At 70.6% G+C, this 19888-nt stretch carries 18 protein-coding genes and 1 tRNA gene; 13 read left to right on the forward strand and 6 right to left on the reverse strand.

The genetic code is table 11. The features are described from left to right. Window positions 1-310: 310 nt before the first annotated feature. Window positions 311-1357 carry a 2-oxoglutarate and iron-dependent oxygenase domain-containing protein gene (locus J2X55_RS13540; RefSeq protein ID WP_309824034.1) on the reverse strand — a complete coding sequence of 349 codons (1047 nt, stop codon included), beginning with the start codon at window positions 1355-1357 and terminating at the stop codon, window positions 311-313. 215 nt (window positions 1358-1572) lie between these two features. After that, window positions 1573-1658: transfer RNA gene (locus tag J2X55_RS13545), tRNA-Leu, on the reverse strand. 141 nt (window positions 1659-1799) lie between these two features. Between J2X55_RS13545 and J2X55_RS13550 the strand changes: the two genes are divergently transcribed. Both J2X55_RS13550 and J2X55_RS13555 read left to right on the forward strand, forming a co-directional pair. Beyond that, window positions 1800-3101 carry a M20/M25/M40 family metallo-hydrolase gene (locus J2X55_RS13550; protein ID WP_115918686.1) on the forward strand — a complete coding sequence of 434 codons (1302 nt, stop codon included), beginning with the start codon at window positions 1800-1802 and terminating at the stop codon, window positions 3099-3101. Between the two features lie 8 nt (window positions 3102-3109). Beyond that, window positions 3110-3955, forward strand: coding sequence for an undecaprenyl-diphosphate phosphatase (locus tag J2X55_RS13555; RefSeq protein ID WP_115918684.1), 846 nt, complete (start codon window positions 3110-3112; stop codon window positions 3953-3955). A gap of 131 nt (window positions 3956-4086) precedes the next feature. On the opposite strand, the gene J2X55_RS13560 is transcribed toward J2X55_RS13555, so the two are convergent. Next, the gene (locus J2X55_RS13560; protein ID WP_115918682.1) at window positions 4087-4953 is read right to left on the reverse strand and encodes a PAC2 family protein; all 867 of its coding nucleotides are present in this window, start codon (window positions 4951-4953) and stop codon (window positions 4087-4089) included. Between the two features lie 128 nt (window positions 4954-5081). On the opposite strand from J2X55_RS13560, the gene J2X55_RS13565 reads away from it, so the two are divergent. From J2X55_RS13565 to lnt, 9 genes are all read left to right on the forward strand, one after another. Beyond that, window positions 5082-5780 (forward strand): HAD family phosphatase, encoded by a 699-nt coding sequence (locus J2X55_RS13565; protein ID WP_309824035.1) that lies wholly within the window; start codon window positions 5082-5084, stop codon window positions 5778-5780. Then, window positions 5777-6796, forward strand: a complete 1020-nt coding sequence (locus tag J2X55_RS13570) for a tRNA (adenine-N1)-methyltransferase (protein WP_115918678.1) — start codon at window positions 5777-5779, stop codon at window positions 6794-6796. The genes J2X55_RS13565 and J2X55_RS13570 overlap by 4 nt, the downstream gene beginning before the upstream one ends. 9 nt (window positions 6797-6805) lie before the next feature. Beyond that, window positions 6806-7753: an FKBP-type peptidyl-prolyl cis-trans isomerase gene (locus J2X55_RS13575; RefSeq protein ID WP_309824036.1), complete on the forward strand. Its 948-nt coding sequence runs from the start codon at window positions 6806-6808 to the stop codon at window positions 7751-7753. Window positions 7754-7840: 87 nt separating this feature from the next. After that, window positions 7841-8833, forward strand: a complete 993-nt coding sequence (locus tag J2X55_RS13580) for a WYL domain-containing protein (RefSeq protein WP_309824039.1) — start codon at window positions 7841-7843, stop codon at window positions 8831-8833. Next, window positions 8830-9804, forward strand: a complete 975-nt coding sequence (locus tag J2X55_RS13585) for a WYL domain-containing protein (protein ID WP_309824041.1) — start codon at window positions 8830-8832, stop codon at window positions 9802-9804. Before J2X55_RS13580 ends, J2X55_RS13585 begins: the two co-directional genes overlap by 4 nt. Before the next feature lie 88 nt (window positions 9805-9892). After that, window positions 9893-10144, forward strand: coding sequence for a Sec-independent protein translocase subunit TatA (tatA, locus tag J2X55_RS13590; RefSeq protein WP_115918670.1), 252 nt, complete (start codon window positions 9893-9895; stop codon window positions 10142-10144). A 63-nt stretch (window positions 10145-10207) separates the two neighbouring features. Beyond that, the gene (gene tatC / locus J2X55_RS13595) at window positions 10208-10969 is read left to right on the forward strand and encodes a twin-arginine translocase subunit TatC (RefSeq protein ID WP_115918668.1); all 762 of its coding nucleotides are present in this window, start codon (window positions 10208-10210) and stop codon (window positions 10967-10969) included. Then, on the forward strand, window positions 10966-13449 hold the full coding sequence (locus J2X55_RS13600) for a DEAD/DEAH box helicase (protein ID WP_309824043.1): 2484 nt from the start codon (window positions 10966-10968) through the stop codon (window positions 13447-13449). Before tatC ends, J2X55_RS13600 begins: the two co-directional genes overlap by 4 nt. Beyond that, a complete protein-coding gene (lnt, locus tag J2X55_RS13605; protein ID WP_309824045.1) occupies window positions 13446-15038 on the forward strand; it encodes an apolipoprotein N-acyltransferase in 1593 nt (530 codons plus the stop codon). Before J2X55_RS13600 ends, lnt begins: the two co-directional genes overlap by 4 nt. Window positions 15039-15053: 15 nt before the next feature. Here lnt and J2X55_RS13610 read toward each other — a convergent pair whose 3' ends face one another. Both J2X55_RS13610 and J2X55_RS13615 read right to left on the reverse strand, forming a co-directional pair. After that, window positions 15054-15425 carry an RNA polymerase-binding protein RbpA gene (locus J2X55_RS13610; RefSeq protein ID WP_115918662.1) on the reverse strand — a complete coding sequence of 124 codons (372 nt, stop codon included), beginning with the start codon at window positions 15423-15425 and terminating at the stop codon, window positions 15054-15056. A gap of 93 nt (window positions 15426-15518) precedes the next feature. After that, complete coding sequence (locus J2X55_RS13615) at window positions 15519-16316, reverse strand: glycerophosphodiester phosphodiesterase family protein (protein WP_115918965.1); 798 nt, start codon at window positions 16314-16316, stop codon at window positions 15519-15521. 189 nt (window positions 16317-16505) lie between these two features. On the opposite strand from J2X55_RS13615, the gene J2X55_RS13620 reads away from it, so the two are divergent. Both J2X55_RS13620 and J2X55_RS13625 read left to right on the forward strand, forming a co-directional pair. Next, the gene (locus tag J2X55_RS13620; protein ID WP_115918660.1) at window positions 16506-17270 is read left to right on the forward strand and encodes an SDR family oxidoreductase; all 765 of its coding nucleotides are present in this window, start codon (window positions 16506-16508) and stop codon (window positions 17268-17270) included. A gap of 2 nt (window positions 17271-17272) precedes the next feature. Beyond that, on the forward strand, window positions 17273-19243 hold the full coding sequence (locus J2X55_RS13625; RefSeq protein WP_309824048.1) for a S9 family peptidase: 1971 nt from the start codon (window positions 17273-17275) through the stop codon (window positions 19241-19243). 48 nt (window positions 19244-19291) lie between these two features. Here the strand turns inward: J2X55_RS13625 and J2X55_RS13630 are convergent, their stop codons facing one another. Beyond that, the gene (locus tag J2X55_RS13630) at window positions 19292-19840 is read right to left on the reverse strand and encodes an HdeD family acid-resistance protein (protein ID WP_115918658.1); all 549 of its coding nucleotides are present in this window, start codon (window positions 19838-19840) and stop codon (window positions 19292-19294) included. Between the last annotated feature and the right edge of the window lie 48 nt (window positions 19841-19888).

Consider the following 19888-nt stretch of genomic DNA (forward strand, 5'->3'; position numbering starts at 1 on the left):
TGCGTGTGCGAGCCCGGCTGCCGTTGCGAGCGGCAGGCTCAGCGTTGGCGCCTCGTCGGCTGTGCGCGCGCGTAAACGCGATTGACGCGCAGAAATGCGGGGAGGGCGCGTTTATGGTCGCGGATCGCGTTTATGTGTGCGTGTGCGAGCCCGGCTGCCGTTGCGAGCGGCAGGCTCAGCGTTGGCGCCTCGTCGGCTGTGCGCGCGCGTAAACGCGATTGACGCGCAGAAACGCGGGGAGGGCGCGTTTATGGTCGCGGACCGCGTTCATGCGTGCGCCTGCGAGCCCGGGCCCGTCGCCAGCGTCCGGTCAGCCCCGACTCGCCGCCACGACCCGTGCCGCTTCGCGCTCCGCGCTGATGTTCTTGCGCCCCGCGCGCGACCCCGCGAGCTTCGCCGTGATGTGCTCGCGCACCGTCACCGGGTCGTACAGCGCCGGGGCCTCGTCCGAGACGAAGTGCGGCAGGGGAGCGATGACCGCGTCGGCGTTGCCGTCGTGGAAGAAGGCGGCCGACCGTCGGCGCTCGATCGTCCCGTTCACGACGGGCGGCTTCACCCGGTGCAGTGTCGACATCCATCGGTCGTTGGTGAGGCGGGCGGCGACGTCTCCGAGGTTGACGAGCAACGCGCCGCGGGCGGGCGAGACGTCGTTCCACGAGCCGTCCTGCCCCAAGACTTGCAGGCCCGCGACCTGGTCGGCCCACAGCACCGTCACCAGCCCGAAGTCGGTGTGCTCGCCCATGCCCGTGAGCTCCGCGCCGAGTTCGATCTCGCCGGGCGGCAGGGCGTAGTTGTTCATCCGCAGCACGTCGATCGAGTGGTCGGTGACACCGTCGAAGAAGTCGTCGGGCACGCGCAGGGCGGACGCGAAGATCCGGGTGAGGGTGTGCGCGACCCGGCGGGCTTCGTCGTAGTACGCGCGCACCGCGGGCCCGAAGACGTGCGTCTCGGCGGGCCAGGTGTTCTCGGCGTAATCCGCTTCGGTCGCGGTGCTGCCGGGGTATTCGGCGGCGGAGGTCCCCACGTTGAACGCCTCGAAGAAGTCGTTCATGCGCGTCACCGGGTCGACCCCCAGGCTGTAGCTGAGCGACTCGCTCTTGGGTGGGCTGTAGCCGCGGTTCTCGGCGGCGGGTCGCACGTACGCCTTCTTCGCGGGCAACGGCAGGGCGAAGAACTCGTCGAGTCCCTCGGTCAGCTCCGAGATCACGGCATCCGGGATGCCATGACCCACCACCTGCATGAAGCCCACGGTGCGGCACGCGTGGTCGACGGCGGCGACCACCGCCGCTCGCGCGTCGGGGGAGCCGGGGCCGACCCAGGCGGAGATGTCGATCGTCGGGACGGTGAAAGCGGGCATGCCCCGCAGGCTATGAGGTCGATGTCACGCGGGTGTTACTGCGGAGTCACGGTGGGCGCGGGGCTGAGGTATCCGGCATAAGCGCGAGGGAACTGTCCGGCGCCCCCGAGGTCGTGCGGCTCGGCTCGGGCGCCGGGCGCACCCGAGCGGGTTCGCGATCGCCCCGTCCGGCGACGAAAAAGGCCCCGGATCTCTCCGGGGCCTTCGTCGTTCTGTGCGCGAGGGGGGACTTGAACCCCCACGCCCGTTAAAGGGCACTAGCACCTCAAGCTAGCGCGTCTACCTATTCCGCCACCCGCGCATCTGGGTGTTTTGCTGCTTTCGCAACGAAGAACGACATTACCACGCCCCCGGCCCCGCCTCGAATCGGTGTCGCCGCCCGGGCGCGTCTCGGGGCGACACGGGGCGGGGGAGCGCGCTCGCCCCCGGTACCGTAGTGCGCATGCCCGAGCCCGAAACCGACGTCCCCGAAGTCGCCCGCGTCGCGCGCGATCTCATCCGGTTCGACACCTCGAACTACGGCGGAGGCCGTGCCGAGGGCGAGCGCGAGGCGGCCGAGTACGTCGGCGCGTACCTCGAAGCCCTGGGTCTCGAGGTCGAGTACTACGAGCCCGTCGAGCGGCGCACGAACGTCTGTGCCCGCATCCCCGGCCGCAACTCCGACAAGCCCGCGCTCATCCTGCACGGCCACCTCGACGTCGTACCGGCCGTCGCCGCCGACTGGAGCGTCGACCCCTTCGCGGGCGAGATCCGCGACGGCGTGCTCTGGGGCCGCGGAGCCGTCGACATGAAGGACATGAACGCCATGATCCTCACCGCCGTGGCCGACGTGCTGCGGGCGGGGGAGCAGCCCGAGCGCGACATCATCGTGACGTTCTTCGCCGACGAGGAGAACGGCGGCGTCGAGGGCTCGGCGCTCGTGGTGAAGAACCGTCCCGAGTGGTTCGCCGGCGCGACCGAGGCCATCAGCGAGGTCGGCGGGTACTCCATCGCCGTGGGCGATCGCCGCGCGTACCTGCTGCAGGTGGGCGAGAAAGCCCTCGTCTGGATCAAGCTCGTCGCGCGCGGTCGCGCGGGCCACGGCAGCGGACTGCACCCCGACAACGCCGTGACGAAGCTCGCCGAGGCCGTCGCCACCCTCGGGCGCACCGAGTGGCCGATCCGTCTCACCGAGACCACCTCGAAGCTCCTCGCGGGGCTCGCCGAGATCACCGGTGACGACGCGGGCGACCCCGATGCTCTCGCGCTGCGCACGGGCGCGGCATCCAGCTTCATCCGCTCCACGCTTCGGACGACGACGAATCCGACCGGGCTCACCGCCGGGTACAAGCACAATGTCATCCCCGACCGCGCCGAGGCGCTCATCGACGTGCGCGTGCTCCCCGGAACCGAAGAAGCGGCCCTGGCCGACATCCGCCGCATCGTCGGACCCGACGTCGAGATCGAGATCGTCCACCAGGACATCGGTCTCGAGGTGCCCTTCTCGGGCGACCTCGTCGACGCGATGATCGCGCAGCTCGGGCGGCACGATCCCGGCGTGCCGGTGGTGCCGTACCTCATGGGCGGCGGCACCGACAACAAGGCCCTCGCCGGCCTCGGCATCGCCGGGTACGGCTTCGCGCCGCTCCGCCTGCCCGCCGATCTCGACTTCACCGGGATGTTCCACGGTGTCGACGAGCGCGTCCCCGTCGACGCGCTCCAGTTCGGTCAGCGGGTTCTCGCCGACCTCATCCGCACGTACTGAAGGACCGCATGCATATCTTCGAGGTCATCGTCCTCGGGCTCGTCCAGGGCCTCACCGAGTTCCTCCCCATCTCGTCCAGCGCACACCTGCGCATCGTGGGGGAGTTCCTCCCGTCGAAGACCGACCCCGGCGCGACGTTCACCGCGATCACCCAGATCGGCACCGAACTCGCGGTGCTCATCTACTTCCGCAAGAAGATCGTGCGGGTCATCTCGCGCTGGTTCGGCTCGCTCACCGGCAAGGTGCCCCGTACCGATCCCGACGCCCGCATGGGCTGGCTCGTCATCATCGGCACGCTGCCGATCGCTCTGCTGGGCGTGCTGCTGCAGAGCCTCATCCGCGACAACTTCCGGAGCCTGTGGATCACCGCCGTGGTGCTCATCGTCTTCGGCATCCTGCTCGGCCTCGCCGACCACTACGGCAAGCGGCGCCGCGAGCTCGACGACCTGACCTACCCGCACGGCGTCGCCTTCGGTTTCGCGCAGGCGCTCGCCCTCGTCCCGGGCGTCTCGCGTTCGGGGGCGACCACGACCCTCGGCCGCGCGCTCGGCTACACGCGCACCGCCGCGGCGGAGTACTCGTTCCTGCTCGCCGTTCCTGCGGTCTTCGCCAGCGGTTTCTTCGAGCTGTACAAGAGCTTCGACGAGGGCACCGGCCCGTACAACCTCGGCGAGACCGCGCTGGCGACTCTCATCGCGTTCGTCGTCGGCTACGTCGTGATCGCCTTCCTCATGCAGTACTTGAAGAAGGGCAGCTTCCTGCCGTTCGTGATCTACCGTGTCGCTCTCGGCGTTCTGATCATGATCCTGCTGACACTCGGCGTACTGCCGGCGTACTCCGCCATCACCGGCTGAGTCCGGATGCCACGAAGGCGCCGTCCCATTCGCGGGCGGCGCCTTCGCGGCATCCGGACGGAGTCGATGCCTGGTCCGGCGATGGGCACCTCAGGCCACCGCGCGCACCGGGGCAGGGCCCGGTGTCGTGCTCAGCGCCGCGGAGGGTCGTCGCGGCCGGGCTTGGTCGGGCCGTCGCCCCCGCGGCGCAGGTACCGCTCGAACTCCTGGGCGATCGCGTCGCCCGAGGCCTCCGGAGAATCCCACGTGTCGCGGGTCTGCTCGAGCTGGCGGATGTACTCGCTCATCTCTTCGTCGTCGGCCGCGGCGGCATCGATCGAGGCCTCCCACAGGCGCGACTCGTTCTCGAGGTCGCCGCGCGGTACGGCGATGCCCGTGATCGACTCGAGCTTCTCGAGCAGGGCGAGGGTGGCCTTGGGTGAGGGCGTGTGCCCGGCGACGTAGTGCGGCACGCTCGCCCACAGGCTCGCGGTCGGGATGCCCACGGTCTCGGACACATGACCGATGGCGCTCAGGATGCCGACGGGCCCCTCGTACAGGCTCCGCTCGAGTCCCAGCGACTGGCGCACGGCCTCGTTGTCGCTGCCGGCGAACACGGAGATGGGTCGCGTGTGCGGCACGTCGGACATCATCGAACCGAGGGCGACGAAACCCGACACGTCCTCGCGCAGCGCGACGTCGATGAACTCGGCGGCGAAAGCCTGCCAGGCGCGCGCGGGCTCGACGCCCACGAGCAGCCAGATCTCGGCGTCGTCGGAGCGCTCGACGGGCCGCAGCAGCGTGGCCTCGGGCCAGCTCAGGGTGCGGCGTCCCTCGGCATCCAGTCCGACCTGGGGGCGCGTGTACTGGTAGTCGAAGTACAGCTCGGGGTCGACCGTGTGGACGACCTCGTACTCCACGTCGGCCCGCAGCAGCGCGGCGGCCGCCGACGCGGCTTCTCCGGCATCGTTCCACCCGTCGAACGCGGCGACGATGATCCGGCGACCCAGTGCGTTCACGCAACCTCCTCTGCCCCGTCGGGGCTGGCTTCCAGGATAGGCGCACCCGCACGAGGCGAGCCGGTCCCGCCCCGCGCGGTGCCTCCGGGCCGGACGGATGGGAGCCGTGCCCTCCATAGGATGGAGCGATGACTTCCCCCGCTCCCGCCGCCGTCCTCTGGGACATGGACGGCACGCTCGTCGACACCGAGCCGTACTGGATGGCCGCGGAGACCCCGCTCGTCGAGCGGTTCGGCGGCACGTGGTCGCACGAGCAGGCGCTCGGCATGGTCGGCCTCGCGCTCGAGGACTCCGCGCGGCTGCTGCAGAACGCGGGAGTGCCGTGGGGGGTCGACGAGATCATCGCGTACCTCACCGACGAGGTGCTGAGACAGCTCGCAGTCACCGGTGTGCCGTTCCGCCCCGGGGCTCGCGAACTGCTCGCCGACCTGCGCGCCGAGGGCGTGAAGACGGCGCTGGTGACGATGTCGATGCGTCGGATGGCGCTCTCGGTGGTCGACCTGATCGACTTCCCGGCCTTCGACCTCGTGGTCGCCGGCGACGACGTCGAGCGCCCCAAGCCGCACCCCGACCCGTACCTGCAGGCCGCCGCTGCGCTGGGCGTCGACATCCGCGAGACCGTCGCGATCGAGGATTCCCCGAACGGACTGCGCTCGGCCATCGCCAGCGGCGCCGTCTCGTTGGGAGTGCCCCTCATGGTGCCGCTCGAGGGCGTCGGCGCGCACGCGCTGTGGTCGAGCCTCGAGGGCCGTACGACCTCCGACCTGCGGGCGCTCCACGCCGCGCACGCCCCGACCCACCCCGAAGAGACACGAGTCACCCGATGAGCGAGACCCCCCACCTGAGCGGCCCCTTCCGGGTCGGCGACCGGGTGCAGCTGACCGGCCCCAAGGGGCGCATGCATACGATCACCCTGCGCGAGGCGGGCGAGCTGCACACGCACAACGGCGTGCTGAAGCACGAGCTCCTCGTCGGCCAGCCTGACGGCAGCGTGGTGACGAACAGCTCCGGCCACGACTACCTCGCGGTCCGCCCCCTGCTGCGCGACTTCGTCATGTCGATGCCGCGCGGCGCCGCGATCGTCTACCCGAAGGACGCCGCGCAGATCCTCGCGCAGGCCGACATCTTCCCCGGCGCCACCGTCGTCGAAGCCGGCGTCGGCTCGGGAGCGCTGTCGCTGTGGCTGCTGCGCGCGATCGGCCCGGCGGGCCGGCTGCTCTCGTTCGAGCGCCGCGAGGAGTTCGCCGAGGTCGCGCGCGCCAACGTCGAGACGTTCCACGGCGAGCTGCCCGCGACATGGGAGGTCGTCGTCGGCGATCTGGTCGAGAGCCTGCCGGATGCCGTGGCCCCCGCATCGGTCGACCGCATCGTGCTCGACATGCTGGCTCCCTGGGAGTGCATCGACGCCGCAGCCGACGCCCTGACCCCGGGCGGAGTGGTGCTCTGCTACATCGCCACCGCCACGCAGCTCAGCCGCGTGGCCGAGTACATCCGCGCGACGGGACTGTTCACCGAGCCGGATGCCAGCGAGACCATGGTCCGCGGGTGGCACGTCGAGGGCCTCGCCGTCCGCCCCGATCACCGCATGGTGGCGCACACGGGCTTCCTCATCACCGCGCGCCGACTGGCCCCCGGTGCCGTTCCCCCCGAGGTCAAGCGTCGGGCGTCGAAGTCGAGCTACGGCGACGAAGACGTGGAGCTGTGGACGCCCGGCGCCGTGGGCGACCGTCAGATCACCGACAAGAATCTGCGCAAGCGCGTCCGCGAGGCCCAGAAGTCCGCCGAGGGGGTCCGCCAGTCCGTCGCGGGGGTCTCGTCGGACGAGCCCGGTTCGACCGCCTAAACTGTTCCGGTGCGTAGACTTCCCGCTCTCGTGGCCGTGACCGCCCTGGCCGGATTCGGCCTCGTCGGGTGCTCGGCATCCGCCGCCTCGTCGTGCTCCACGCCCACCGACAGAGCGATCGCCTCGGTGGTCGACGCGAGCGGAGACTTCGGCACCGCGCCCACCGTGTCGGTGCGCGCGCCGTTCGTCCCCGAGGCGGCCGGCACGCAGACGCTCATCGAGGGCGACGGCCAGCGCATCACGAGCGACGACCAGCTCGCACTCGTCGATGTGTCGGTGTTCGACGCCGCCACCGGCTCGCAGCTCGTCGCGACGACCTACGCCTCCGACGTGAAGTCGGCGACGCCCCTGCCGCGCCTGACGCAGGCGATCCCTGCCATCGCCCCGCTGCTGCACTGCGTGGCCGAGGGCTCGCGCGTCGCCGTCGCCATCCCCGGCTCCGACCTCGGTGTCCAGGGTGCGCAGGCTCTCGGCGTGAACGAGGGCGACGGGGCCGTCTTCGTCTTCGACGTGCGCAAGGTCTTCCTGCCCGCGGCCGACGGCGCCGACCAGTACAACGCCGACTCGGGCATGCCCTCGGTCGTCCGCGCCGCCGACGGCACCCCCGGCGTGGTCACGCCCGCGGGTGACGCTCCCACCCAGGAGCGGTCGCAGACGATCAAGAAGGGCGACGGCGATGTGCTCACGGCCGACTCGTCGGTCGTCATCCACATCCAGGGCGTCGCGTGGGGCGCGACGACCACCTTCGCCTCCACGTGGAAGAACGGCGCGCCCGGACAGGCGACCGTCTCGCAGCTGCCGCCGGCGCTCGCCTCGGCGCTCGAGGGACAGACCGTCGGGTCGCAGGTGCTCGTCGTCGTACCCGCCGACCAGACCGCCCAGGACCAGCAGATCCTCAAGGCGCCCGCCAACGCGGCTCTCGTCTACGTCGTCGACATCCTCGGGACCGTCAGCTGAGCGGCATCCGCTGATCGGGGCGCTCTGTCGCGGTCGGGGAACGCACCGCTCCGCACCGGCCGGGCGCCGCGCGCCTAGGATGGGCGGGTGCCCGCCACCGTGTCCCGCAGCGCTCCCGAGGAGCGTCTGGTGAACCTCGTCGTCGCCCTCATGGCGACCGAGCAGGGGCTGACGAAGGACACGATCCTCTCGTCTGTGGCCGGATACCGTGAGCAGCTCGAGGCGGGGGCGTCGAAGGATGCGCTCGAGAAGATGTTCGAGCGCGACAAAGAGAGTCTGCGCGGCCTCGGTGTGCCCATCGAGACGATCGGTAATCGCGCCGACCCCGACGATCTCCGCGAGGCGCGATACCGCGTGCCGACCGCCGAGTACGCCCTCCCCGAAGACATCACCTTCAGTCCCGCCGAGGTCGCCCTGCTGAACATCGCGGGCGGCGTCTGGGGGAGCGAGTCGTTGTCGGCCGACGCGCGCAGCGGTCTGCGCAAGATCCGTGCCCTCGGCATCGCCGTCGACGAGCCGATCATCGGCTACGCCCCGCGCATCCGCGTGCGCGACGCCTCGTTCGCGGCCCTGCAGCGCGCGATCGAGCAGTGCCGTGTCGTGACCTTCACCTACCTGAGGCCCGGGGAGTCGCGCCCGCGCGAGCGACGCGTACAGCCCCTCGCGCTCGTCGAGTACGAGGCGCGCTGGCACGTGTACGGCTACGACCTGAATGTCGACGCGGACCGCACCTTCCTCCTGTCGCGGATCGTCGGCGAGGTGACGGCGACGCGCAAGACCTTCCCCGCCGAACGGCGCGAGGGGGCGGGGGAGCGCGCGCTCGACGGCCTGCGTGCGGTCGCCGCGCGACAGCGCGCTCTGCTGGAGGTGCACCCCGGTACCGAGGCGGCGCTGCGGCTCGACCGCCGCGCCGAGCGGGCCCCCCAGGGAATCTACGTCCCCTACGTCGACCTGCACGTCTTCGCCGACGAGCTCGCCTCGTACGGTCCCGAGGTGCGCGTCGTCGAGCCGGAGGACCTGCGCGCCGAGGTCATCCGCCGGCTCGAGGCGACGGTGGCCCTGCACGGGGGCGCCGCGTGAGCGCCGACCGTCCCGTCGCGGCGCTCGACCGCGCCGCGCTCCTGCTGCAGCTCGTGCCGTACCTGCTGGGCAAGGGCGAGGTCTCGGTGGCCGAGGCCGCCGCCGAGTTCGAGGTCGCGCCCGCTCAGATGCGCGCGATGGTCGAGCGACTGACCGTGATCGGCCTGCCCGGCGAGCAAGGGTACTGGCAGCTTCCGCACGACCTCTTCGACATCGACTGGGATCTGCTGGACCGCGACGACGTGATCGCGATCACGAACACCGTGGGTCTGGAGCGATCCCCGCGTCTGACCGCCCGCGAGGCGGCGGCTCTTCTGGCCGGCCTCCAACTCGCGAGGAGTCTGCCGGGCTTCGGTGACAACGAGCTCGTCTCGGGGCTGCTGTCGAAGCTGGCGCGCGGGGCGGCGGCCGCCCCGGCGGCGGTCATCGTCGCCCCCGGTCCCGTCGACGGCGTCCGCGACGTGGTCGACGAGGCCCTCCGCTCGCGGGTCGCGGTGACCTTCACCTATCGCGCTCCCGGTGCCGACCCGATCACCCGCACGGTCGACCCGATCAAGGTGCACATCGCGAACGGGCAGTGGTACCTGCAGGGCTGGGACCACCTGCGCCAGGCCGTGCGCACCTTCCACCTCGATCGGGTCGGCGACGCGGTCGTCACCGACATCCCGGCCGTGCACGGTGCCGACCCGGTGCCCGAGTTGTTCGCGCCGTCCGACGACGAGGTCGTCGCGCGCTTCCGCTTCCCTCGAGCGGTGGCGCCCCTGCTGTCCGACTACCTCGAGCGTGCCGAGATCGAGGAGGTCGAGGGCGGCCGGGCCGTGGCATCGCTCCGCCTGGCGGACGAGCAGAGTCTCAAGCGGCTGGCGGCGCGCCGCGGGGGAGAGGTCGAGCTGCTGGAACCCGCCGGAGCGCGGCGAGCGGCCGCCGCGTGGGCGGCCGCGGGCCTCGCGCAGTACGCGCACGGTTCCTGACCGATCCCGCAGGGTTCCCGCGCGTCGGAGCACGGCACCAGCGCCCGGGTTAGACTGAAGCACCGCCCGAACGAGACGAGGAGTCCTCATGTTCCAGGGTTTGACCGGATGGCACCTGCTGATCGTTCTCGCTGTCATCCTTCTTCTGTTCGGTGCCGCCAAGCTCCCCGCTCTCGCCAAGAGCATGGGCCAGTCGGCACGTGTCTTCAAGAGTGAGATGAAGGAGATGAAGCGCGACGACGAGGTCGCTGCCGCATCCGAAGCCCCGCGCGCCACCGACATCGGCACCACGCCGTCCGTCGCTCCCGAGCCGCGCAGGTCGACCGACCCCACCGTCTAACCCGTGGCGACGGCAGGACCGCCGCGGATCGACGTGCCCGAAGGGCCACGGCGCGACAAGCGCATGTCCATCGGGGCGCACCTGGTCGAGCTGCGCAAGCGGCTCATGATCGCGGCGCTCGCGCTCGTGGTCGGCATGGTGGTGGCCTTCATCATCACCGACCCGATCATCCACCTCATCACCGAGCCCATCCGCGTCATCGCGGAGCGGCGGGGCGACGATTTCTCGGCGCTGAACTTCACCTCGGTGACGTCGGCGTTCGACCTGCGCATGCGCATCGCGTTCTCGATCGGAATCTTCCTGTCGGCGCCGGTGTGGTTGTGGCAGATCTGGGCGTTCATCATGCCCGGGCTCACGCGCAAAGAGATCCGTTACACGGTCGGGTTCGTGGCATCCGCGGTCCCGCTCTTCTTCGTGGGCTGCTGGGTCGGCCTGCTGATCGTGCCGCACGTGATCGAGCTCATGTGGGGCTTCACCCCCGAGGGCGGCGTCAACTTCTACAACGCCACCGACTACTACGACTTCGTCTTCAAGCTGATGATCGTCGTGGGTGTCGCCTTCGTGCTGCCGGTGTTCCTCGTCGCGCTGAACGTGGCGGGCATCATGAGCGGCAAGGCGATCCTCAAGGGGTGGCGCGTCGCCATCCTCATCGCGACGCTGTTCTCGGCGCTGGCCACCCCCGCAGCCGACATCATCAGCATGCTGATGCTGGCCGGCATCCTGACCGTGCTCTTCTTCGCGGCGGCCGGGGTGTCGATGCTGTTCGACCGGCGCAAAGCCCGTCGGCTCGCCGCGGCCGAGATGCCGTCGGGGCCCATCGCGTGAGTTCGCCCAGCCCGGCCGAGCGTTTCGCTCGGGCCGCCGCCCGATCCTCGCACCCGCACACGGCGGACTTCGCCGAGATGCAGCGGTTCGAGCTCGACGACTTCCAGATCGCCGGATGCCACGCCCTCGAGGACGGCCGCAGCGTGCTGGTGGCCGCCCCCACCGGCGCGGGCAAGACGATCGTCGGCGAGTTCGCGATCCACCTGGCGATGCTCGAGCCCGGTGACAAGGCGTTCTACACGACCCCGATCAAGGCGCTGTCGAACCAGAAGTTCCACGAACTGCAAGAGGTCTACGGCGACGACGAGGTGGGCCTGCTCACCGGCGACACCAACATCAATGCGTCCGCGCGCATCGTCGTGATGACGACCGAGGTGCTGCGCAACATGCTGTACGCCGATTCGCCGGCCCTCCGCGGCCTGCGCTTCGTGGTGATGGACGAGGTGCACTACCTCGCCGACCGTTTCCGCGGAGCGGTGTGGGAAGAAGTGATCATCCACCTCCCGCCGTCGGTGAAGCTCGTGTCGCTGTCGGCGACGGTGTCGAACGCCGAGGAGTTCGGCGACTGGCTCGACACCGTGCGCGGCGACACCGAGGTGATCGTGTCGGAGACCCGGCCGGTGCCGCTCGAGCAGCACGTGCTCGTGCGGGGCGACCTGCTTCCGCTGTTCGACGATCGCGCCGGAGTCGCGACCGCCCAGGTGAATCAGGAGCTGCTGCGCATCCGCGGCGGGAACGCCGGCGGGTACGAGAACAACCGGAGGGCCCAGGAGTACCGCTCCCAGCGTCACGCGGGCGGCCCACGCCACGCCCATCAGCGTCGCGGTGGACACAAGCCTCTGCGCGCGCAGCAGGGACCGCGCATCGAGCGCATCGACCGCCCCGAGGTCGTCGAACTGCTGCAGCGCAACCACCTGCTCCCCGCGATCTTCTTCATCTTCAGCCGCGCCGGATGCGATGCCGCGGTGCAGCAGCTGCGCCGGGCGAACGTGCGACTCACCTCGGCCGAGGAACGCGTCGAGATCCGCCAGATCGTCGACGAGCTGACCTTCACGCTCAAAGACGAAGACCTCGCCGTCCTGCACTTCTGGGAGTGGCGTGACAACCTCGAGCGCGGCATGGCGTCGCACCACGCGGGCCTGCTCCCCGCGTTCAAAGAGGTCGTCGAGGAGCTCTTCCGTCGCAAGCTCGTCAAGGTCGTCTTCGCGACCGAGACCCTCGCCCTCGGCATCAACATGCCCGCGCGCACCGTCGTCCTCGAGAAGCTCGAGAAGTTCAACGGCGAGGCCCGCGTCGCCATCACCTCGGGGGAGTACACGCAGCTCACGGGCCGCGCCGGACGCCGGGGCATCGACGTCGAAGGCCACGCGGTGGTGCAGTTCACCGAGGGGCTCGACCCGCAGTCGGTGGCCGCGCTCGCCTCGCGGCGCACGTATCCGCTGAACTCGAGCTTCCGGCCGACGTACAACATGGCCGTCAACCTCATCGACCAGTTCGGCCGGGCCCGCGCCCGCGAGATCCTCGAGTCCTCGTTCGCCCAGTTCCAGGCCGACCGCTCGGTCGTCGGCCTGGCCCGCCAGGTGAAGGAGGCCGAGGAGTCTCTCGAGGGCTACGAGAAGGCCATGACGTGCGACCGCGGCGACTTCCGTGAGTACTCGACGATCCGCCGCGAGCTCAGCGATCTTGAGAAGATCAATCGACGGGATGCCACGGCGCCCCGCCGTCTGCGCGACGAGCGTCAGCAGCAGATCCAGTCACTGCGAAAGCGCATGCAGCGGCATCCCTGCCACTCGTGCCCCGATCGCGAGGCACACGCGCGCTGGGCGGAGCGCTACTGGAAGCTCAAGCGCACCACCGACAAGACCCGTCATCAGATCGACCAGCGCACGGGGACCGTCGCGCGTGTCTTCGACCGCGTGGTCGAGGTGCTCGCGGCCCTCGAGTACGTAGCGATCGAGGACGACGGCGCGACCGTGCTCACCCCCGCCGGCCGTACGATGCGTCGCATCTACGGTGAGCGCGACCTGCTGGTGGCCGAGTCGCTGCGGCAGGGCCTGTGGGAGGGGCTCGACGCCCCCTCGCTGGCCGCGCTCGCGTGCTGCCTCGTGTACGAACCGCGTCGGGACGAGGCGGGGCCGGGGGAGCGGGGACTGCCGCGCGGCGCTTTCCGCGGGGCCTTGGACGCCACGCAGACGCTGTGGCAAGAGCTCGACGACCTCGAGCGCGATCACCGTCTGCCCGGCTCGGAATCGCCCGCCCCGGGCCTGGCTCCGGCCATGCACGCGTGGGCCAAAGGTCTGCCGCTCGACAGCGTTCTGACGCTCGCCGACATGGCCGCGGGCGACTTCGTCCGCTGGGCGAAGCAGACCATCGACCTGCTCGACCAGATCTCGCTCGTGGCCGAGCCCAAGCTCGCCAAGACCGCCCGCACCGCGCTCGACGCGGTACGACGCGGCATCGTGGCCTACACCTCGGCATGAGTCGCGCGACCGTCACCGTCGACGCGACGACGACCTCGACCCCCGCGCCTCCGCTTCGCCTCGCGTTCGCCGCGCCCCTGGCCGTCGTGTCGGGGCTGCTCCTCGTCACCGCGTTCCCCGCGCTCGCGTGGTGGCCGATGGCGTTCCCCGCCGTCGCCCTCGCGCTCGTGACCCTGGTCGGCCGCCGGTTCTGGTCGGCCGTGCTGATCGGCTTCCTCTTCGGGGTGGCGTTCTTCTCGGTCAACCTGCTCTTCACCGCCCGCTACCTCGGGCCGATCCCGTGGGCGGCTCTCTTCGTGCTCGAGGCGCTGCTGACGGCCGTCCTCGCGGCCCCGATCGCGCTGGCCTACCGCTGGCTGCCGCGCGTCGCGCCGGGCCGTGTCGGGCGCCTCTTGCTGCTCCCGACGCTCGTGGCGGCCCTGTGGACCCTGCGTGAGCAGATCGTGGGCTCCTGGCCGTACGGCGGCTTCCCGTGGGGACGGATCGGCGTCTCGCAGGTGAACGGCCCGTTCGCCGAGGTCGCCTCGTGGGTGGGCATGTCGGGGCTGTCGTTCCTCGCGGTGCTGTTCTGCGCGACGGCGATCGAGTTCGTCCGCGGCGGGCGCATGCGTCGTGCGGTCGGCGCGGTCCCCGCGGCGGCGGTGCTCGTGTTGCTGGTGGCCCTTCCCGCCTTCCCCACCACCGACGCGGGCTCGATGCGCGTCGGTGCGGTGCAGGGGAATGGCCCGGCGGGCTACTTCGACCAGCGCTCGCGCAACGCCGTGCTGAACGCCCAGCTCGCGGCATCCGCTCCCCTGTTCGGGCAGAAGATGGATGTGTTGCTGTGGCCCGAGGGGGGCGTCGACTCCGACCCCACCTCGAACCCGGCGACGGCGGCGACGCTCGCGGAGCTCTCGCGGCGCGTGGATGCGCCCCTGCTGGTGTCGGCGGTCACCGAACGCGGCTCGGAACTGTTCAACTCGTCCTTGCTATGGACACCCTCGGGGCAGGAGGGGTCGACGTACGACAAGCGGCATCCGGTGCCCTTCGGCGAGTACGTTCCCGATCGCTCGTTCTGGGAACCCTTCGCCCCCGACCTCATCGGGCTCATCGGGCGCGAATACACGCCCGGAACGGCCCCGCCGCTGATCGACCTCGACGGCGTCGGCGTCGGACTCGCCATCTGCTTCGACGTCATCTACGACGACGTCGTGTGGGACGGTGCGAGCGAGGGCGCCGAGGTCTATATGTTCCAGACGAACAACGCCGATTTCCGCGGCACCGACGAGAACCTGCAGCAGCTGGCCTTCGCGCAGATGCGCGCAATCGAGACCGGACGCGCGGTGGTGAACCTGTCGACGGTGGGAACCAGTCAGGTCATCGCCCCCGACGGGTCGACGCTCGACTCCCTGCCCCCCGATACCGCGGGGCACATGCTCACCGACGTACCCCTGCGCACCGGGCTGACCCCGGCCGTCGTGATCGGGCCGGCGGCGAAGATCGTCCTCGGGTGGGGGAGCCTGGTGGGGCTGCTGGCGGCCGGACTCGCGCTCGCGATCCGTTCGCGGGGCACGAAAAAGACGCCGACCTCCGAAGAGGCCGGCGTCTGAGTCAGCGGGTCGGCGTCAGGCGCTGAGCTTCTCGTTACCCGCGCCGCGACGAGCGCGCACGAACGCAAGGCGCTCTTCGAGGAGTTCTTCGAGCTCGGGGATCGTCCGACGCTCCAGAAGCATGTCCCAGTGCGTGCGGGCGGCCTTGTCGGCGCTGTGGTCGACGGTGGCCGTACCCTCGCCGATGCGCAGGAGTGCCTCGGCACCGCAGGTGCGGCACTCCCAAGAGTCGGGAACCTCGGCGTCGGCAGCGAAGGTCAGGACGGTGTCGCGTCCGCAGGTGCTGCAGGAGTAGGTGTGTTGTGCACGGTCGTGGAACACGACGCCGTCTTCGCTCTGGAGGCTTTGGGCGCCGAGTCGGATGCCGCGGAGACTGCGGTCTGCCATTTTGTGGTCCTCTCGTCGGTCCCCATGTATAACGCTCGCACCTGTGCGCTTTATTCGAACTGCGCGGGTCCTGACGAGTTTCACAGTGGATGCTCAGACAGGCGTCGTTCCCCGATCGTTCACCAACGCGAGGGCGGCGTCGGCGCGGTCGGTGACGAGGCCGTCCACGCCCAGGTCGAGCAGCCGAGACATGTCGTCTTCATCGTTCACCGTCCACACGTGCACCTCGACCCCGGCCGCGTGCGCGTCGCGGATCAGCCCGCGCGAGACGACCCGGACGGGCCCCTGGCGCTCGGGGATCTGCAGGGCGTCCACCTCCTCGAGGAGGGCGCGGACGCGTCGCGTCCGGTGCAGGGTACGGGCCGCCAGGAGTCGCGCGATCGTGGCGGACCCGGGGGAGGTGGCCGGCCTCGTCGCGGCCCCCGCGTCGCGCGCGGCGGAGAGCGCGGCCCGGCGTCGTTCGTCGGAGAAGCTGGTGAGCAGCACGCGCTCGGCGTGCGGGGCGACGAGCCGCCCCATGTGTTCTGCCGCGGCCGCGGCCTTCACGTCGAGGTTGAAGCGCACCTCGGGGAACGCCTCCAAGGCCTGGGCGAGAGTGACGAGACCCCCGCGTTCCGCCATGAGCTCCTCGATCTCGTGCAGACGCACGTCGGCGATCGCGCGCGGATCTCCCGCGACCCGCTGCAGGTCGTCGTCGTGGAACAGCACGACCTCGCCGTCGGCCGTCAGGTGGCAGTCCGATTCGACGTACTCGGCCCCGGCGGCGTGCGCCTCGGCCACCGCGGCGAACGAGTTCTCGACGACGCCCTGGGCCGCGGCATCCGGGGTCACCAATCCGCGGTGGGCGAGCACGCGCGGCGACGAGCGGGAGAGGTAGGGATGCCGGGTCATGAGGCCGAGATCCGTGCCCACGTCTCGCTGGCGGAAAGATCGTCCACGTCATGCCTCCTCGCCCGAACGTAGCATCCGGGACCGACGCCCGGGCCCGTTTCACCCGGGCTCGCAGAGGGCGGCCCCAACGGCTCGCGGCATCCCGATCGATAGGCTGGGGGCTGATCCCGAATCGTCAGGAGAACTCCCGTGTCCCAGACCCTCCCGTCCGGCTCGCTGAGCGGCAAGACCGCCCTCGTCACCGGCTCGTCGCGCGGCATCGGCGCCGACACCGTCCGCTACTTCGCCGAGGCCGGTGCGAACGTCGTCATCAACTTCCGCAACAAGGCGCCCCGCGCCGAGAAGCTCGCGACGCAGCTGCGCGAACTCGACGTCGAGGCCCTCGTCGTCGGAGCGGATCTCACCGATCCCGAATCGGTGAAGGCGATGTTCGACGAGGTCGAGCGCACCTTCGGCGGCCTCGACATCCTCGTCCTGAACGCCTCGGGCGGCATGGAGTCGGGCATGGCCGAGGACTACGCGCTCGTGCTGAACCGCGATGCGCAGGTCAATGTGCTCGAGACGGCGCTGCCGCTGATGAAAGACGACGCGCGCGTGGTCTTCGTCACCAGCCACCAGGCGCACTTCATCCGCACCACCCCGACCATGCCCGAGTACGTGCCGGTCGCCCTGTCCAAGCGCGCCGGCGAGGACGCCCTGCGCGAGAAGATCCCCGCTCTCGAAGAGCGCGGTATCGGCTTCACCGTCGTGTCGGGCGACATGATCGAGGGCACCATCACGGCGACCCTGCTCGAGCGCGCCAACCCCGGCGCGATCTCGTCTCGCCGCGAAGAGGCGGGCAAGCTCTACAACGTCTCGGAGTTCGCCGCCGAGGTCGCCCGCGCGGCCGTCGACCCCGTTCCGGCCGACAACACCCGCCTCGTCGGAGACACGGGTTCGTTCGGAGGCGAGTGATCATGCGGCCGACCGACATCCAGACACTGATCGGGGTCGGTCGGCCCGCGATCGCCGCTTCGGGCGCGTTCGCCGTCTTCGCGACCTCGCGCCCCGACCTCGACGCCGACCGGGCCGTCGGCCAGCTGTGGCGGGTCGACCTGCCCGCCGGATCCCCGCGTCGCATCACTCGTGGGGTGGCGGACCGCTCTCCCCGCCTCTCGCCCGACGACAGCACCGTCGCGTTCCTCCGCTCCGACGCCAAGGGCCGTGCCCAGGCGTTCGTCGTCGCCGCGCACGGCGGCGAGCCCGTGCAGGTCACCGACCAGCCCGGGGGAGTGACGGACCTCGCATGGTCGCCCGACGGCTCGCGTCTCGCCTTCACCGCGCGCGTTCCCGAACCCGGGCGGTACGGCACCGTCGACGGCCGGGATGCCGCGGCAGAACCGCCGCGCCGGATCACCGGCATCCGCTGGCACGCGAACGGTCTCGGCTACCTCGACCGGCCCGCGCAGGTGTTCGTCGTGGATGCCCCCGCCACCGACGCGGAGCCGTTCTACGAGCCCGCCCCCGGGCTTGACGCCCCCGAGAAGCGCGTCGTGCCCGAGCCCGCCGCGCAGCTCACGCACGGCGACACGAACTGGAACGGCGTGGTCTGGACGACCGACGGCGCCGAGGTGCTGAGCGTTCCCGACGTGATCGAGACCGCGCGCCGCGACCTGCGCGACCGGGTCGTCGCGATCTCCGTCGACAGCGGCGAGCAACGCGAGGTGCTCGGCACCACCGAGAACCTCTCCGTCGCGACGGTCGATGTCGCCCCCGACGGGGCCGTGTTCGTGCTCGCGAACGACGTGGGCGACGAGGGCAACGACTTCGTCGCTCCCGGTGTCGCGCTCTTCGTGCTCGACGCCGACGGCCCCCGCCTCCTCACCGACCCCGAGTCGATCGACCTCGGCGAGGTCGGCAGCCACCTGTCGTTCGACGGCGACGACGTGCTCGTGCAGGACCGCACGCGCGGCCGGCTGCGACTGCTGCGCGTCACGCGTGACGGGCGGGTGGACGAGGTGCTGGGCGGCGACCTCGAGATCTCGGGACACGTGGTCGCGCGGGGCCGGGTCGTGGCATCCGTCGCCTCTCCCGAGTCCTTCGGCGAGCTCGTCGTGGTCGACGGGCCGGAGGTGCGCGCGCTCACGACGTTCGGTGCCGCGGCACGGGAGGCGGGCATCGTCGTCCCGGTCGAGCACGAGATCGCCGGCCGCGACGGGTACCCCGTGCACGGCTGGGTGGCCGTGCCCGAGGGCGAGGGCCCGTTCCCGGTGATCCTGCAGATCCACGGGGGCCCGTATGCCTCGTACGGCGTGCATCTGTTCGACGAGACACAGGTGCTCGTCGACGCCGGGTACGCGGTCGTCTACAGCAACCCGCGGGGGAGCGCCGGTTACGGACGCGCGCACGGACGGTCGATCCGCCGCCGCATGGGCACGCTCGACTACAACGACGTCATGGACTTCTTCGACGGGGTCGTCGCGGCCGACCCGCGGCTCGACGCACAGCGCGTCGGCGTGATGGGCGGCTCGTACGGCGGGTATATGACGGCCTGGGTGATCGCGCACGACCACCGCTTCGCCGGCGCGATCGTCGAGCGCGGATTCCTCGACCCCACGGCCTTCCCGGGCTCGAGCGACATAGGCTCCTTCTTCGGCGACGAGTACGTCGGCACCGACCCGCTTCTGGTGGCCGCCCAGAGCCCGATGGCCGTGGTCGATCAGGTCGAGACCCCCACCCTCGTGCTGCACTCCGAGCTCGACTACCGTTGCCCGCTCGAGCAGGCCACGCGCTACTACGCCGCTCTCAAGCGCAACGGCGTCGAGGCCGAGATGCTCGTCTTCCCCGGCGAAGACCACGAGCTCACGCGCGCCGGTCGCCCGCAGCACCGCGTGCAACGCTTCGAGGCGGTCGTGGACTGGTGGAGCCGCTACCTGCCGGTGCGGTGACGACGAAGGGCCCGGATGCCATGGCATCCGGGCCCTTCTCGATCGAGGTCAGACCGCCTTGCCGAACTGGATCGCGCGCACGATCTGGAACACGCCGAGGATCACCAGCGAGATGCCGATCAGCAGGAACAGCGTCACCGCGCCCAGCAGCGGCGAGAACAGCAGCACGACGCCCGCGACGATGCTCACGATCGCGAAGAAGATCGTCCAGGCCCGCGCCTTGGACCGGTGACTCGCCGTGGTGAGCGAGACGACGCCCTCGATGATCCACAGGATGCCGACCAGCGTGCCGATGAACACCCCGAACCACGCGGTCGTGGCCGAGAGATTCGCGAACGAGAAGATGCCCGCGACGATGAAGAGCACGCCGAGCACGAGATAACCGATGCGTGCCCAGCCCGAGCGCCAGAACAGTCCGATGCCGATGTTCACGAGGCCCGCGATGATCACGTAGACCGAGATGATGCCGACAGCGACCTCGGCGGTGCGGCCGGGCCAGATGAGGATCAGCAGACCGATGACGAGCGAGAGGACTCCGCTGACGCCGAGCGCGGTGCGCACGGCCCCGACGGCAGGACTGGTCGTGGTGGGCGACATGGCGAGCCTTTCTGAGTGAAAGCTGAGAACACCTCTCACCCTAGACCC

The sequence above is a fragment of the Microbacterium sp. 1154 genome (assembly GCF_031455375.1).
Taxonomy (GTDB): Bacteria; Actinomycetota; Actinomycetes; order Actinomycetales; family Microbacteriaceae; genus Microbacterium.

Bases quoted from the DNA above. Each gene is read 5' to 3' on its own strand.
- J2X55_RS13540 (WP_309824034.1), bottom strand. From the start codon at position 1,357: ATGCCCGCTTTCACCGTCCCGACGATCGACATCTCCGCCTGGGTCGGC.
- J2X55_RS13550 (WP_115918686.1), top strand. From the start codon at position 1,800: ATGCCCGAGCCCGAAACCGACGTCCCCGAAGTCGCCCGCGTCGCGCGC.
- J2X55_RS13555 (WP_115918684.1), top strand. From the start codon at position 3,110: ATGCATATCTTCGAGGTCATCGTCCTCGGGCTCGTCCAGGGCCTCACC.
- J2X55_RS13565 (WP_309824035.1), top strand. From the start codon at position 5,082: ATGACTTCCCCCGCTCCCGCCGCCGTCCTCTGGGACATGGACGGCACG.
- J2X55_RS13570 (WP_115918678.1), top strand. From the start codon at position 5,777: ATGAGCGAGACCCCCCACCTGAGCGGCCCCTTCCGGGTCGGCGACCGG.
- tatA (WP_115918670.1), top strand. From the start codon at position 9,893: ATGTTCCAGGGTTTGACCGGATGGCACCTGCTGATCGTTCTCGCTGTC.
- tatC (WP_115918668.1), top strand. From the start codon at position 10,208: ATGTCCATCGGGGCGCACCTGGTCGAGCTGCGCAAGCGGCTCATGATC.
- lnt (WP_309824045.1), top strand. From the start codon at position 13,446: ATGAGTCGCGCGACCGTCACCGTCGACGCGACGACGACCTCGACCCCC.
- J2X55_RS13610 (WP_115918662.1), bottom strand. From the start codon at position 15,425: ATGGCAGACCGCAGTCTCCGCGGCATCCGACTCGGCGCCCAAAGCCTC.
- J2X55_RS13615 (WP_115918965.1), bottom strand. From the start codon at position 16,316: ATGACCCGGCATCCCTACCTCTCCCGCTCGTCGCCGCGCGTGCTCGCC.
- J2X55_RS13625 (WP_309824048.1), top strand. From the start codon at position 17,273: ATGCGGCCGACCGACATCCAGACACTGATCGGGGTCGGTCGGCCCGCG.
- J2X55_RS13630 (WP_115918658.1), bottom strand. From the start codon at position 19,840: ATGTCGCCCACCACGACCAGTCCTGCCGTCGGGGCCGTGCGCACCGCG.